This is a genomic window from Anabaena sp. CCY 9910 (assembly GCF_963920875.1).
Classification (GTDB): domain Bacteria; phylum Cyanobacteriota; class Cyanobacteriia; order Cyanobacteriales; family Nostocaceae; genus Trichormus; species Trichormus variabilis.
Genome location: NZ_CAWUDJ010000022.1, coordinates 97,707 through 111,070, shown reverse-complemented (window position 1 = coordinate 111,070; position 13,364 = coordinate 97,707). Strand labels below are relative to the sequence as shown.

Below are 13,364 nucleotides of genomic sequence, written 5' to 3'. Positions count from 1 at the left end.
CTGACTCACTCTGATTTTGTATTTTCCTCTGCTTAGAGTGACAAATGAGGGCTATACTAGAAACCTCCTTGAGAGATTTTGCCAGCCAGCAACAGTCGATATCAGTAACTCTCAGTGGTTTTGATGCCTTTGCACCCCGTGTTATTTATATCAATGTCGAGAGAAGTCCAGCACTGTTGAACTTGCAAGCTGAGTTAATCGGCTATACAGAAGCTACCTTGAAGATTGTAGATGCAGTTGGCAAACAACGCCCTTTTGTACCACACATGACAGTAGGCTTTCGAGACTTAACAAAACAAAACTTTCAGGCTGCTTGGACAGAATTTGCCAATCGTCAACTAGATTTTGAATTCACTGCGGATAAGTTAACTTTGTTGATTCACGATGGTAGACGTTGGCTGATTAAGTCAGAGTTTAATTTTCTCTAATCGGCAGCACATATAACTTTTTATTACAGATGCTTTGCGTGTAAAGACAGAAAGGTTTGATTATTAAGTGTATATATTAATCAAATAACTACACTTAACATGAGTATCACCGAGACGCTCAGAAAAGGGTCAAAAGGCTCAGAAGTGAGCGAACTGCAAGAAATATTAGTTAAACTAAAATTCGATCCAGGTCGGATAGATGGTGATTTCGGCAACAAAACAGAAGCAGCTGTCAAACAATTCCAACAAAAACAAAATATTACTCCTGATGGCGTAGTAGAGATAAATACTCGTAATGCTTTAAATAAAGCCATTCAGCGACAAATAGAAATAGCAAAACTTTATGGTGGAGCTTCCGGTAAATTACCACTACCAGGGGTGAATTTGATCAAAGAATTTGAAGGCTGTAAGTTGATAGCTTATCCCGACCCTCTCTCTAAAGGTAAACCTTATACTATTGGTTGGGGTTCTACTGTAAAAAAAGATGGTAGCGAATGGTCTTTGGGGGAAAAAATTACCCAAGTAGAGGCGGATGAACTGTTAATTTTTCAGTTAGAGCGTAAATATTTACCACCTCTAGAGAGAATACTTAGATGGGAAGATTTCAATCCTTACCAACAAGGAGCATTATTGAGTTTTGCTTATAACTTGGGGGCGAATTTCTATGGTTCTAAGGGTTTTGAGACAATTACTAGAGTATTGAATAATCAAGAGTGGGACAAAATTGAACCCACTCTAATTATGTATAGAAATCCGGGTAGTCCAGTTGAGGCGGGGTTAAGACGCAGACGAGTGGCTGAGGCTAAACTATTTCTTCAGCCATTGTCATGGTCTTAGGGGGGAGTTATTTAACATCAATTATCAGGCTAAATCGAACAGCAATAACTCTGTACCGACGCTTGTACTGATTTTCAGTTGCTCTTCTCCATTGATTTGTACGCCATCACCTGCTCTGAGTTCTTCACCATTTAAGGTGGCGACACCTTGAGCGATTTGCAACCAAGCATAGCGATCGCCTTTTACGTGATAATTGACTACATCACCTGGTTCTAAAATAGAGGCGTAGATATCAACATTTTGGTGAATAGTGACAGCGCCATCACGTCCGTCTTTAGCAGCTACAAGACGCAGTTGACCGCGTTTTTCTTCTGGGGTGAAAGCTTTCTGTTGGTATCTGGGTGCTAATCCTTGTTCGTCAGGTAAAATCCAGATTTGCAGTAAATGTAATGCTTCGGTGCGTGAGTGGTTAAATTCACTATGTTGAATCCCCGTACCAGCACTCATAATCTGCACATCGCCAGGACGAATAACAGAACCAGTACCCAAACTGTCTTTATGCTCTACTGCACCAGAGAGTACATAAGTGAGAATTTCCATATCACGATGTCCATGAGTGGGAAATCCTGCACCAGGTGCAATGCGGTCGTCATTGATTACTCGTAAAGAACGGAATCCCATGCGGTTGGGATCATAAAAACTGCTGAAAGAAAAGGTGTGATAACTATCAAGCCAACCTGTTTGACTACGACCCCGTGCATTTCTATCATGAATGAGATTGTTGATTGTATTTTGAGACATAGATTTACCTCGTTAATTGGTAATTTTAATTGGTGATACAAGAACTTATTTTTGTTCGGTTCAATTTGGTAAAATGAAATTTTTAAAATACATTTTTGTTTTTTATAATTTATTTTTTGAACTATTTAAATAGTAAGATATGGCAATATAAAATGAAAAGTACGCACTAAAAAGTGGCGTACTTACCAAAAAGATACTATGAAATTGCAATTATAGAGATTCCCAAAAAAGTTTATCTAACAGCAGCTGGCTGTTGAATTTTATTAGCAATTGCACCACCGTCTTCTTTAACAGCTGCTGCTTGTAGATGCGCGTCTAGGAACCACAGTCGCTTATCGATGGTGCGGGAGATTTCGGTATAAAGGTCTGCGGTGTCAGCATCACCTAAATCATCAGTTTTAGCGATCGCTTCTCGGATATGCTTGGCGTAGGGTGCAAATCGGTCTGCTAAAGCTGCTACGTACTCCTGACTATCCAAAATATCAAAGGGAAATTCTGGCAAAATTGAATTTTTTGCGGCGGCGCGTGCTGTTCCTACAGCATATCCACCCAAAGCAGTTACCCTTTCAGCCACAAGATCAACAAACTCTTCTAATTCCCCAGCGAGTTCGTCGAATAATTCGTGTAATTGATAGAAATCAGTACCTTTAACATTCCAATGGGCTTGTTTTGCCTGAGTTTTTAAGTCCAAAGTGGCTGCTAAAGTTTGATTGAGGATAGCAACAATTTGTACCCGTTTTTCAGATGGAATATCAATACGGGTGGGATAGAGACGGGATGACAGAGTATTATCACTCATGATTCTACCTAATGGCTTGTGCGAATTAACTCTCTAGATAGTAGGATTAAGTGCCTCTTGTGCGTAACTCTCTAGCGATAGATAACATTCATCTTAGACATGAATGCCAGCGATAGATGCAGAAAAATGATGAATGCGCTGTCCTCGTGCTGTTTTTCGCTATAAATCGGTATTCACAAAAGGATAGTAGAGGATTAACCGGACTTTATATTGGGGAGCCTCTCATCTTCTCAATGCAGCTGCTTTATAATTGTCCTGTCGTAGCTAACAAAACGGGTAAATAAATATGGGCAGCAAATGTGGGTAAAGTTGTTTTGTACACACCAATAACAACTTATTTACGTGATTTAGAGCCTATATTTGCTATGTAAATATACTTTACTACATCCAAAGACTATGGATTTATCAAACTTTACTACACTGCAAAACTTAGAAGCTGCCTTTGGTGGTGAATCGATGGCAAATCGTAAGTATTTATTTTTTGCCGAAGTAGCCCGTAAACTGGGATTTACAGATTTGGCTAAACTATTTCGGGAAACAGCAGAGCAAGAAACAGAACACGCTTTTGCCCATTTTGAGTTACTGCATCCCGAATTGGTTGTAGAAAATCCGTCTGCCTTAACTGACGAACAAAAGCGAGAAATTGTCTCTCGGTGTTTATCTTTGGCTATTGAAGGCGAAACCTACGAATACACTACAATGTATCCTGATTTTGCCGCAGCTGCCCAAAGCGATCGCGATCATCCGGCGGCGGAAGAATTTCTCAAACAAGCGCAAGAATCTAGCGAACACGCCAGCACTTTCCGCGAAGCTGCACACCGCTTTGGTTTATTGAAGTTTATCGAAAATTACCACGCCGATCGCTACACTGAAGCATTAGAAGTATTAAATGGTGGACAACCAGTTACCAGAGTAGTTGGTGAAGATCCCAACACTCGTAAATGGATTTGCAGACAATGCAGTATGATTTATGATCCTGTTGCAGGTGATCCCGATTCTGGAATTGCGCCAGGTACGCCATTTGAAGATATCCCTGACGATTGGCAATGTCCGATTTGTGGCGCTACCAAAAAGACATTTAAGCTACTTGAGGAAAAAACTGCGGCTTAGAAGCAACTATTTGATTTGTCCAATATACGTAGGGCAGACACTTACGTTTGTTCAATCATCAAATCAGATTCCTGTAGGAGGCTTGGTAATTGGTAAACATCAAAACCAATTACCAATCAGCTAAGCTGTTACGCATTTAAATTGTATATTTCGCACTCAGGTTGTCAAAAGTCCAAAGTCCACAGTCCAAGCTAGTCTTTGACTCTGGACTCTTGACTATGGACAGCCCCGACGAAAGAATATTTGATCTAGATGCGTATCACCTTATTACCTATTCCCAAGCATAAATCAAACTCGATATTACAAAGCAGCGTGTTTTCTTTCACTTTGAAGAATTTCCGTTGCTTTTTCGGCAGAAAGAGGCTTATAGAACAAGAAACCTTGGACATCCTGACAGTTGATTGATTTTAAAAAATCAAGTTCTTCCTGTTTTTCTACCCCTTCAGCCGTTAGCCTCAAACCTAGACTCCTGCCCAAAGTCACGATCGCCTTGACGATATGTGCTACTTTGCTATCTGTGGTCAATGCTTTGATGAAAGACCCATCAATTTTCAGATTGTGGAGTGGTAAAAGCTGTAACCGGGATAAGGAAGAATGGCCAGTACCAAAGTCATCAATGGCAATATCAACACCCATCTGCTGCAAATCTTCTAACACACTCCTAGTAAAATCAATATCCTCAATAGCTGTTGATTCCGTAATTTCTAATTCTAAAAACTCTGGTGCTAAAGCTGTTTCGGCTAAAATTGCCGAGACAATTTCTAGCAAATTGGGTTGACGAAACTGTTTGGGAGAAAGGTTGACAGCCATTTGCAAAGGAGGTAATCCAGCTTCTTGCCAAGCTCGGTTTTGCATACAGGCTGTACGCAATACCCATTCACCAATAGGAATAATTAACCCAGTTTCCTCAGCAATGGGAATAAAAATACTCGGTGCTACTATCCCCATCTCTGGATGTTGCCAACGTAACAATGCTTCCATACCAGTAATTTGTCCGGTGAGGATATTAACGCGGGGTTGATAGTAAACTGTTAATTCTTGCTTTTCTAAGGCATAACGCAGACTTTTTTCTAAAGTTAGCAGTTCTGGGGTTTTACCGCTTAAGCTAGTGGTGTAAAACTGATAGTTATTTCTCCCCTCATCTTTGGCATGATACAAGGCTGCGTCTGCGTGTTTAATTAGGGCTTCTGCGTCTGGACTGTGGTGATCGAGTAAGGCTATGCCCAAACTAGCACTCACGTAAAGTTCATGCCCATCCAGATGGAAAACTTCTTCTAAAGCTTTGAGAATCCTGTAAGCTGCCTGGGTGACTTCTTCGATATAACTTATGTGGGGTAGGAGAATTGTAAATTCATCACCTCCCCAACGAGAAACTGTGTCTCCACTTCTCAGACAGTCACACAATCTTTGGGCGACACTTTTTAATAAGCGATCGCCCAAGCTATGACCCAGAGTATCATTAATGACTTTGAAACGATCCAGGTCAAGAAACATGACAGCTAAACTCTGTTGACTGCGCGATGCGTTAGCTAAAGCTTTAGCCAGTAACTCATTAAATAGTAAGCGATTGGGTAATCCTGTCAGCAAATCATGTAGGGCTTGGTAGCGAATTTTTTCTTCCACTTGTTGACGTTGCCAAGCACCACTAATACTAGCTGCCATTGTCAAAAGTGTAGATTCTTCATGCCTTGACCAGTAACGCTCTTGAGTGCAATCTGCTAAACCAAGGTAGCCCCAAAATTGATCTTCTAGTCTCAGAGGTACTAACAACAGAGACTGAATCCCCTGCCTTTCCAGAAGTTCACGTTCCACTATGGGCAATTTTCGCCTCAGTTCATTGATGGATTTACCACTAGATAAAATACTGTACCAACGTGATAATTCAGCAGACTGATAAAGCTGATTCTGCCAATATTGAATAGAAGGCTGGAGGCCGGAGCAATACCATTCAAATTGTAAGCTTACTGCCGTTTTCCCCGTAACGGGATGAGGATGGTTTTTAAATAAATAAGCTCGGTCTGCCTGGGCGGCTTCACCCACGACAGCTAAAGCTTTTTCAATAGCAGTGTCATAATTCATTTCCACAACTAACCAATTAGCCGCTTCTGCTACTGCCTGTAACAGGCGATCGCGCTGATGTAGTTCGGCTTCAGCTTGTTTTTGTTCAGTAATATCACGTATAATATAGGTTCTAATTAAATCGCTTTCTGGCAAATTATGGACTGATTGTTCATAAACTGCATGACCAACTGTCACTTCTCGGACAAACGGATTGATTTTGGGGTTTTCAGCAACATTGAGAATATCTTTTAAAATCGGATGTCGTTTACCCAGTTCTCGCAAATCTGGAAATTTCACAGATGCAGCTGGGTTGATATATGTGACTCGTCCTTCTAAATCTGTCTCAATAATTGGATTGGGAATCAGTTCTGGGAAGGATGCTAAGCGAGCTAAAGCAGTCTCACTAGCACCTTCAAACTCAGGATCAACAACTAAAGTTTGAAAAGGATTGACAGGTTGGGACAGCTCAGATAAAAACGTTGATAAGTCTTCAACGTCAGCAGATGCAAAAAAAGCTTTTTCGGAAATGTTGGAAATAGCATAGTATTTGGCTTGAGCTTGATGGCTACCAAAGTTGATCACATCCCCGTGCCTGAGATTGTGGGAAAAGCATCTAGTCCCATTTACAAGTAAACCATTAGTGCTTCCCTGTCCTTTGAAGTTGCCATCAATGATCCGAAAACTACATTGGTCAGTCTCAGGAAGGGTTACCCGCAGTAAAATGGCGTGTTGTCTGGATACTGACCGAGAATGGAGAACAATCGCATTACTGGTATGCCGTCCAATAGAATAAGTGGCCTCCTGCAATGGTATGGTGCGCTGTCCTTGCAAGTCTTGGACAACTAGTATGTGGCGTATTTTCTCCCACTCGTTGCCTGGCATTATTCTTTCTCAAATCCTCAAATATTTTGAATATACAGTGGAAATATATTAATTAGACTTCACTATTTATAACAGCCATTCTTGCTAATGCACATCAATTCATTATTCAGCTTTCTCAATGCCAAAATTTCCTCAACTCACAAATGGATGGCAGAAGGTTAAGCTGCCTTTGCTTTAACTTGCACATCTTTTCGTGTTGACTGTTAACAGTTGACGGGTTAACCGTTAGTAGTCAACAAACCACACAAATGACTATGTAATGTAAAAGCGTCATAGCTTGTCATGGATTAATATTATACATAGTTTTTTTGATGTAACTTTTTGCCAAATGTTTATTATAAATAATCACAATAAACCCTTCAGGCTCAATATATCTTGCGTTTATTTACGCAATTTGTGTGAAAATTGCGTAATTTATATACAAATTTTTAGAGCGAAGATTTTTTGAACTCTGGGAAATTTTAAAAAGGATTATAAATCAGGGAAAAATATAATCCATTCTCTTGCCAGGTTCTGGCTTGTGAATCAACGGATATTAAAGGAATTCCCCAATCAAGACGGGCGCTAAAGCGATCGCCACTTGACCACCGCAAGCCCAGACCAACTGATGCTAGGGTATTAGGGTCTGGAGTCTCTCGATAGTTATTCCAAGCAACACCAAAATCCACAAACGGGGTGACTTGTAACAAACCATCAGACCGAGATAATCGCAGAATTGGTATTTGTACTTCGGCTGAAGCAAAAGCACCATTATCAGTTAGGAGAAAATCTTGCCGATAACCCCGGACGCTATCTAAACCGCCCAGACCAAATTGTTCCAAAGATAACAGCCCTTTGGATGCTATCTGTGTATTAGCTTTAATAATTAATAAGGTTTCTGGAGCTAGGAGACGCGCCCATTGTGCTTGTCCCTGCCAAGAAAAAAAGCGACTATCGGGAGGTTCAGCATTAACTGTGGCGTTCAATGCACCTATACCCAGATTAAATTGCGATCGCACTGCGAAAACTTGCCGACTGTTACGAGTAGTCCATTCTTGGAAGAAACGCAACGCAGATATCCTGGTGCGTCCCTGATCATCAGCGCCAGGGGAAAGCACACTAGGCGGTAAACGAGGTTCTTCGTCGAACAGTGAAGAAGATATTTCACTTTCTCTACGTGAGGCTGTCAAACCAATAGCGAATTCTTGGCTGGGAGATTGAGCTAATGGTTGACGATAGGTGATTTCGTAGTAGCGAGAGGAGGACTCGATATCGAGAGTATTAAAAGGTTCTTCAATCACATTGCTGGATGAAGTGCCAAAATTAAAGCTGATTGTGCCGTTGCGGGGATTCAATGGCAAAGTGTAACTTGTATCAAGGGTGTTACTACCATCAGTATTACTATAAGCTAAACTGATGTTATCACCGAAGCCCAGTAAGTTAGCTTCATTTAATTGTACTCGGCGGCGAAAACTCCCGACTCCAGGCGATCGCCCATTATCTAAAGCTAATTGAGCATTAAAAGATTTTGCCTCTGTGATTTGTACCTGTAGTACACTCGTCCCCGGACGAGAACCTGCTGAAAGTTCAGCAGAAAGATTTTGAATCAACGGATTAAGTTGTAATAATTGTAGTGCTTCTAGTAAACTTTCGCGGTTGAGGGGGGGTTGTGTGGCGATCGCCAACCGACTGCGGACATAATTAGGCTTGAGTCGCCGATTTCCAGTAATTTGAATATCTTCTAACTTACCTTCCACTACCTGAATTTTAATGACACCAGATTTAATAGTTTGCGGTGGGATGTAAGCACCAGAAGTAATGTAACCTTTATTGACGTATAGTTCGGTAATTTTAGAACGAGCTTGAAACAGTTCTGCTAATGTAATAGGTCTTTTGGTAAACTCGGTGGTAACCTTGGCTAACTCTTCCTGACTAAATACTGTACTGCCAACAACTTCAAACCTTTCTACTGTAATAGTTTGAGGCGCATTTTCCGGTACTTGCTGCTGTGGGTTAATGTCGGGAGAAGACGGCTGGAGTAACTCTCCTGGTGGCGGTAATTGCTGTGGCTGCTGGGGTGGAGGTAAAGGAACAGGTGCAGGTGGTTGGATATCTTGAGGCTGAGGTAGTGGTTGCGTAGGGTTACTATTTGGTAGTTGCGTCCGATCAACAGCTTGAGCGTTCACAGGCAGAAAATCTATGCTGTTGAGTGATAAAAATATACTCAACGGCAACCAAGAAACTGCAAGCTTTGGGTGGCGATACATCATGCTAGTAATTTGTTTATTTGCCAACAATAAGAGATTTGCACGGCTACGGCTTCAGAAGTGAATATTACTTCATCTTCTGGTCTAGGTACACGCTAACCATCAAAATTTCATCTACGCAACGGTAAAGGAGCAGGGAGCAGGGGGAGCAGGGGAAGCAAAGAAGAATTACTGTTGACTATTGACTATTGACAACTGACAACTGACAACTGACAACTGACAACTGCCAACTATCTATTGACTCACCTTGACAATTAATTTGCCAAAATTCTCCCCTCGCAACAAGCCAATAAAGGCACGAGGAGCATTTTCCAAACCAACGACTACATCTTCTTTATATTTCAGTTGTCCTGACTGCAACCATTCAGTAACATCACGGGCAAAATCAGAAAAACGGTGTTGATAATCACTCACCAAAAAACCTTTAATTAAAGCTCTTTTAATGAGCAAAGGCAGTAGATTCGGGCCAGGAGGTGGTGATGAAGCATTATATTGGGAAATTAATCCTACCAAAGGAATTCTGGCTCCCAAGTTAATTTGCTGCAACACCGCTTCTAAAATTTCACCTGCGGTATTGTCAAAATAAACATCAATACCATCAGGTGCAGCTTCTTGCAGTGCTGAAGCGATTTCTTGCGTCCGACGGTTAATTCCCACATCAAAGCCTAATTCTTTGACAATATAGTCGCGCTTTTCGTCACTACCAACAATCCCTACCACTCTAGCGCCTTTAATTTTGGCAATTTGACCTGCTACCGCACCAACAGCACCAGAAGCGGCGGAAATAACTACAGTTTCACCTGCTTTTGGTTGACCTATATCCAGTAAAGCGGCGTAAGCAGTTAGACCAGGCATACCCAATACGCCTAAATAGTAGGATAGAGGAGCCTGATTGGGGTCAAGTTTACGCAAAGTCTTACCTTTAGCAACAGCGTAAGTTTGCCAACCATGATTGCTGAGAACAAAATCTCCTGGTTGAAAGTCTGGATGATGGGATTTAATGACTTGGCTGACTGTTTCACCAACAATAACTGAGTTTAATTCCGTTGAGGCTGCGTAGGAAGCATTGGTACTGAGACGACCACGCATATATGGGTCGAGGGATAAATAAATAGTGCGGTTGAGAACCTCACCTTCCCCAGGTTGGGGAATTGGTGACTCTACCAAAGCAAAATCACTCTCTTGTGGTTCCCCAACAGGGCGACTTTTGAGTACGATTTGTTGATTTACTGTATCAGCCATAGAAAAATTACTCCATAGTAAAACTGATGGCCAAAGTACATGATGTTTTTCATTTTGGCATCAGGCGATCGGCTACACCTGTCGGCGTTGCTGATTAGTGGGATGATTTTTGTCTCACGCAAAGGCGCAAAGACGCAAAGAATCAATATTATGCTTTGTACAAAAGTCCCAATTCATCCCGCATTTATGCAACGCCCACCTGTCCATAGGTCATAGTCATATCCATGAAGCTGAGTCTCTAACGGAGGTGAAGTTGCGAGAAGGGCGAAAGTGTACACACAAGTCCAAGTAAAGTAAGAACAGAAAGGGTGTGAGGTTAATTAACGGCAAATTCTATACTCAAAAATTCTCCATGACTAATTCCCGTCAAATAGCTTTTATCGCTCTGAGAGACGTGCATAAAGGGGCTTATACAGATGTTGCTTTAGATAGGGCGTTGCAAAAAGCAAATTTATCAGATATTGACCGCCGTCTAGTGACAGAATTACTGTATGGCAGTGTCAGAAGACAACGGACTCTTGATTTTATTATTGACCAACTCGCCAAAAAGAAATCGCACCAACAGCCAACAGAACTCCGCAGTATCTTACATCTAGGTTTATATCAACTGCGTTATCAAGAGCGTATCCCTGCTTCTGCGGCTGTGAATACCACTGTGGAATTAGCGAAAGATAATGGTTTCGCCGGACTGACAGGTTTTGTTAATGGTTTATTACGGCAATATACCCGGTTGGCTGAAGCATCACCAGACTTTCTCGAATTCCCAGAAAATCCTGTGGAAAGGTTGGGAATTTTACATAGCTTCCCTGACTGGATTATCAAAGTATGGTTGGAACAGTTGGGTTTGACGGAGACGGAAAAACTCTGTGAATGGATGAACCAAACACCAACCATTGATTTGAGAGTCAACCCCTTACGTGTTTCCGTTGCAGAAGTGGAAACAGCTATAAAATCTGCGGGGGTTTTGGCTAGACCTATTCCCCATTTACCCCAAGCTTTACGACTTATTGGAAATACTGGTTCCATCCAAAAACTTCCAGGGTTTAGTCAAGGTTGGTGGTTTGTGCAGGATGCTAGCGCTCAGTTAGTTAGTCATTTGCTTGATCCCCAACCAGGTGAAGTGATCATTGATGCTTGTGCGGCACCGGGAGGTAAGACGACTCACATTGCTGAGTTAATGAAAGATGAGGGAAAAGTTTGGGCGGGCGATCGCACTGCTTCACGTTTGCGTAAGCTGAAAGAGAATGCCCAACGCCTGAATTTACACTCGATTGAAATTTGCACAGGTGACAGTCGCAACTTACCGCAATTTTATAATGTTGCTGACCGTGTGTTACTGGATGCCCCATGTTCTGGCTTGGGGACTTTACACCGCCATGCTGATGCGCGCTGGCGACAAACACCAGAATCTGTCCAGGAACTCTCGAAGCTGCAACAGGAACTATTATCACATACATCAAAATTTGTCAAAGTTGGGGGTGTGCTGGTTTATGCCACTTGCACGTTACATCCGGCAGAAAATGAAGAAGTAATTACGGAATTTATGGCTGAAAATTCTGGTTGGCAAATTGAGCCACCTAGTCCTGATTCGCCTTATTCTGACTACACTACACCACAAGGCTGGCTGAAAGTTTGGCCTCACAATCAAGACATGGACGGCTTTTTCATGGTGCGCTTAAGAAAAACCAACGTTTCCGAATGATTACTATCAGGGATAGTACGATTTGATTGAAGCCTGAATCTCCCAGAGGAGGCAGCGATGGTGACAGATTCCAATGTAAAAAATTTAGTTAAAATCTTGATAGGTGCGGCTTGGATTGATGGCAAAATCCAACCAGAAGAACGGCAATATCTGCGCGAGATAGCCCAAGCGAAAGGTTTGGCTAGCGATCCAGAGATTAAGCCTTGGCTGTACGAGTTAGTTGCTGTCAAACCCAATGAATGCTACAAATGGGTGAAAGAATATCTAGGCGATCGCCCTAGTCTCGAAGACTGCGAACATTTGATCGAAGCCATTAGTGGTCTGATTTACAGTGATGGAGAAGTAGCGATTGAAGAAGCAAAGCTCCTGACAAAACTACAGGATCTAGCAAAATCAAACGAATCAAACCAAGCAGCTCATACTGTACTGTTAAAGCAGATCCAACAACTGTATCGGCGTTGGGTAGAAGTTCAAAATTAACTATAGTCAAAAGTCCATAGTCCAGACTTGATTGACTAAACGACTAATGACTAATAACTAATTAAGACTTCGGTTCGCCCAGACCCGGAGTTTCTTCTTTTTCCACCTTCGGGACAAAATCGGGGCGTTCTTTGCTTTCCCAACCAACAGGACGCTTAGAGTTGTACCAAGCAATGGAGCCAATGGTGACAGCCGCAATAAAACCGACTACATACACCAACGTAAAAGCTGTGGGGAAGTGATTTCCACCCGTAGCGATCGCATCTGCTGCCTGCATGAATATACGCATAAGTAATATGTTCCTAATTTACGCAACACTTCTTAACAGAGTATAAAAAAATTGTAACACCTACATCCCCCCCTAGTTTGAAATACTTGCTATTACATAGGGCAGACAACAGAGAATAGGGAGTAGGAAAGAAGGGTTAGAGGTAGAGAATTTTCTTAAAAGCCTAAAATCTGCATTGATTTTTCCAGAACTTCTTTGGGGCGAAATGGTTTGGTTAAATACAAATCAGCACCAACATCCATTCCTCTTTGTTTATCAAACTCCTGTCCCTTGGCTGTCAACATGACAATATACACATGAGTCATTTGTAGGTCATGTTTAACAATCTGACACACTTCCAAACCACTCATTTTCGGCATCATCACATCAAGAAACACTAGGTTTGGTTGTTCATTTTTTATGCTTTCCAGGGCTTCTTCCCCGTTTCTGGCGGTTAAAAGTTCTACCCCTTCGTCTTCTAATGCTTCTAGGGCTTGTTCCAGCAAAATCACGATATTGGGTTCATCGTCAACAATGAGAATTTTTTGGGTCATATGAATCAATTCAA

Annotated in this window: 12 protein-coding genes and 1 pseudogene; 6 read left to right on the top strand and 7 right to left on the bottom strand. The window is 41.8% G+C overall.

Annotation, left to right across the window (positions count from 1 at the left end; genetic code table 11):
- Nucleotides 1-53: 53 nt before the first annotated feature.
- Nucleotides 54-428 (top strand): annotated as a pseudogene (locus tag ACM5QX_RS17225) (2'-5' RNA ligase family protein); the annotation flags it as partial.
- A gap of 99 nt (nucleotides 429-527) precedes the next feature.
- Nucleotides 528-1,265, top strand: coding sequence for a glycoside hydrolase family protein (locus ACM5QX_RS17220; protein WP_414754629.1), 738 nt, complete (start codon nucleotides 528-530; stop codon nucleotides 1,263-1,265).
- A 24-nt stretch (nucleotides 1,266-1,289) separates the two neighbouring features.
- Here the strand turns inward: ACM5QX_RS17220 and ACM5QX_RS17215 are convergent, their stop codons facing one another.
- Nucleotides 1,290-2,006: a pirin family protein gene (locus tag ACM5QX_RS17215; protein WP_414754627.1), complete on the bottom strand. Its 717-nt coding sequence runs from the start codon at nucleotides 2,004-2,006 to the stop codon at nucleotides 1,290-1,292.
- Between the two features lie 232 nt (nucleotides 2,007-2,238).
- Complete coding sequence (gene dps / locus ACM5QX_RS17210) at nucleotides 2,239-2,805, bottom strand: DNA starvation/stationary phase protection protein Dps (protein WP_011321098.1); 567 nt, start codon at nucleotides 2,803-2,805, stop codon at nucleotides 2,239-2,241.
- A gap of 396 nt (nucleotides 2,806-3,201) precedes the next feature.
- Between dps and ACM5QX_RS17205 the strand changes: the two genes are divergently transcribed.
- Nucleotides 3,202-3,915, top strand: coding sequence for a rubrerythrin family protein (locus ACM5QX_RS17205; protein ID WP_011321099.1), 714 nt, complete (start codon nucleotides 3,202-3,204; stop codon nucleotides 3,913-3,915).
- 300 nt (nucleotides 3,916-4,215) lie between these two features.
- Here ACM5QX_RS17205 and ACM5QX_RS17200 read toward each other — a convergent pair whose 3' ends face one another.
- The 3 genes from ACM5QX_RS17200 to ACM5QX_RS17190 form a co-directional block, all read right to left on the bottom strand.
- Entirely contained in the window at nucleotides 4,216-6,858 is a 2,643-nt protein-coding gene (locus ACM5QX_RS17200; protein WP_414754626.1) for an EAL domain-containing protein, read from the bottom strand.
- 461 nt (nucleotides 6,859-7,319) lie between these two features.
- Nucleotides 7,320-9,107: a ShlB/FhaC/HecB family hemolysin secretion/activation protein gene (locus tag ACM5QX_RS17195; RefSeq protein ID WP_414754624.1), complete on the bottom strand. Its 1,788-nt coding sequence runs from the start codon at nucleotides 9,105-9,107 to the stop codon at nucleotides 7,320-7,322.
- Nucleotides 9,108-9,338: 231 nt separating this feature from the next.
- Nucleotides 9,339-10,346 (bottom strand): NADP-dependent oxidoreductase, encoded by a 1,008-nt coding sequence (locus ACM5QX_RS17190; RefSeq protein WP_414754622.1) that lies wholly within the window; start codon nucleotides 10,344-10,346, stop codon nucleotides 9,339-9,341.
- A 39-nt stretch (nucleotides 10,347-10,385) separates the two neighbouring features.
- Here ACM5QX_RS17190 and ACM5QX_RS17185 point away from each other — a divergent pair, with 39 nt between their 5' ends.
- From ACM5QX_RS17185 to ACM5QX_RS17175, 3 genes are all read left to right on the top strand, one after another.
- A complete protein-coding gene (locus ACM5QX_RS17185) occupies nucleotides 10,386-10,562 on the top strand; it encodes a hypothetical protein (protein WP_414754621.1) in 177 nt (58 codons plus the stop codon).
- Nucleotides 10,563-10,698: 136 nt separating this feature from the next.
- Nucleotides 10,699-12,048, top strand: coding sequence for a 16S rRNA (cytosine(967)-C(5))-methyltransferase (locus ACM5QX_RS17180; protein ID WP_414754619.1), 1,350 nt, complete (start codon nucleotides 10,699-10,701; stop codon nucleotides 12,046-12,048).
- A gap of 57 nt (nucleotides 12,049-12,105) precedes the next feature.
- The gene (locus tag ACM5QX_RS17175; RefSeq protein WP_011321104.1) at nucleotides 12,106-12,528 is read left to right on the top strand and encodes a TerB family tellurite resistance protein; all 423 of its coding nucleotides are present in this window, start codon (nucleotides 12,106-12,108) and stop codon (nucleotides 12,526-12,528) included.
- A gap of 61 nt (nucleotides 12,529-12,589) precedes the next feature.
- Here the strand turns inward: ACM5QX_RS17175 and psb35 are convergent, their stop codons facing one another.
- The gene (gene psb35 / locus ACM5QX_RS17170; RefSeq protein ID WP_414754617.1) at nucleotides 12,590-12,817 is read right to left on the bottom strand and encodes a photosystem II assembly protein Psb35; all 228 of its coding nucleotides are present in this window, start codon (nucleotides 12,815-12,817) and stop codon (nucleotides 12,590-12,592) included.
- 155 nt (nucleotides 12,818-12,972) lie between these two features.
- Nucleotides 12,973-13,350, bottom strand: coding sequence for a response regulator transcription factor (locus ACM5QX_RS17165; RefSeq protein WP_011321106.1), 378 nt, complete (start codon nucleotides 13,348-13,350; stop codon nucleotides 12,973-12,975).
- Nucleotides 13,351-13,364 lie beyond the last annotated feature (14 nt).

What these genes read in the sequence shown, in the direction of transcription:
- ACM5QX_RS17220 (WP_414754629.1), top strand. Translation starts at nt 528, where the DNA reads ATGAGTATCACCGAGACGCTCAGAAAAGGGTCAAAAGGCTCAGAAGTG.
- ACM5QX_RS17215 (WP_414754627.1), bottom strand. Translation starts at nt 2,006, where the DNA reads ATGTCTCAAAATACAATCAACAATCTCATTCATGATAGAAATGCACGG.
- dps (WP_011321098.1), bottom strand. Translation starts at nt 2,805, where the DNA reads ATGAGTGATAATACTCTGTCATCCCGTCTCTATCCCACCCGTATTGAT.
- ACM5QX_RS17205 (WP_011321099.1), top strand. Translation starts at nt 3,202, where the DNA reads ATGGATTTATCAAACTTTACTACACTGCAAAACTTAGAAGCTGCCTTT.
- ACM5QX_RS17200 (WP_414754626.1), bottom strand. Translation starts at nt 6,858, where the DNA reads ATGCCAGGCAACGAGTGGGAGAAAATACGCCACATACTAGTTGTCCAA.
- ACM5QX_RS17195 (WP_414754624.1), bottom strand. Translation starts at nt 9,107, where the DNA reads ATGATGTATCGCCACCCAAAGCTTGCAGTTTCTTGGTTGCCGTTGAGT.
- ACM5QX_RS17190 (WP_414754622.1), bottom strand. Translation starts at nt 10,346, where the DNA reads ATGGCTGATACAGTAAATCAACAAATCGTACTCAAAAGTCGCCCTGTT.
- ACM5QX_RS17185 (WP_414754621.1), top strand. Translation starts at nt 10,386, where the DNA reads ATGATGTTTTTCATTTTGGCATCAGGCGATCGGCTACACCTGTCGGCG.
- ACM5QX_RS17180 (WP_414754619.1), top strand. Translation starts at nt 10,699, where the DNA reads ATGACTAATTCCCGTCAAATAGCTTTTATCGCTCTGAGAGACGTGCAT.
- ACM5QX_RS17175 (WP_011321104.1), top strand. Translation starts at nt 12,106, where the DNA reads ATGGTGACAGATTCCAATGTAAAAAATTTAGTTAAAATCTTGATAGGT.
- psb35 (WP_414754617.1), bottom strand. Translation starts at nt 12,817, where the DNA reads ATGCGTATATTCATGCAGGCAGCAGATGCGATCGCTACGGGTGGAAAT.
- ACM5QX_RS17165 (WP_011321106.1), bottom strand. Translation starts at nt 13,350, where the DNA reads ATGACCCAAAAAATTCTCATTGTTGACGATGAACCCAATATCGTGATT.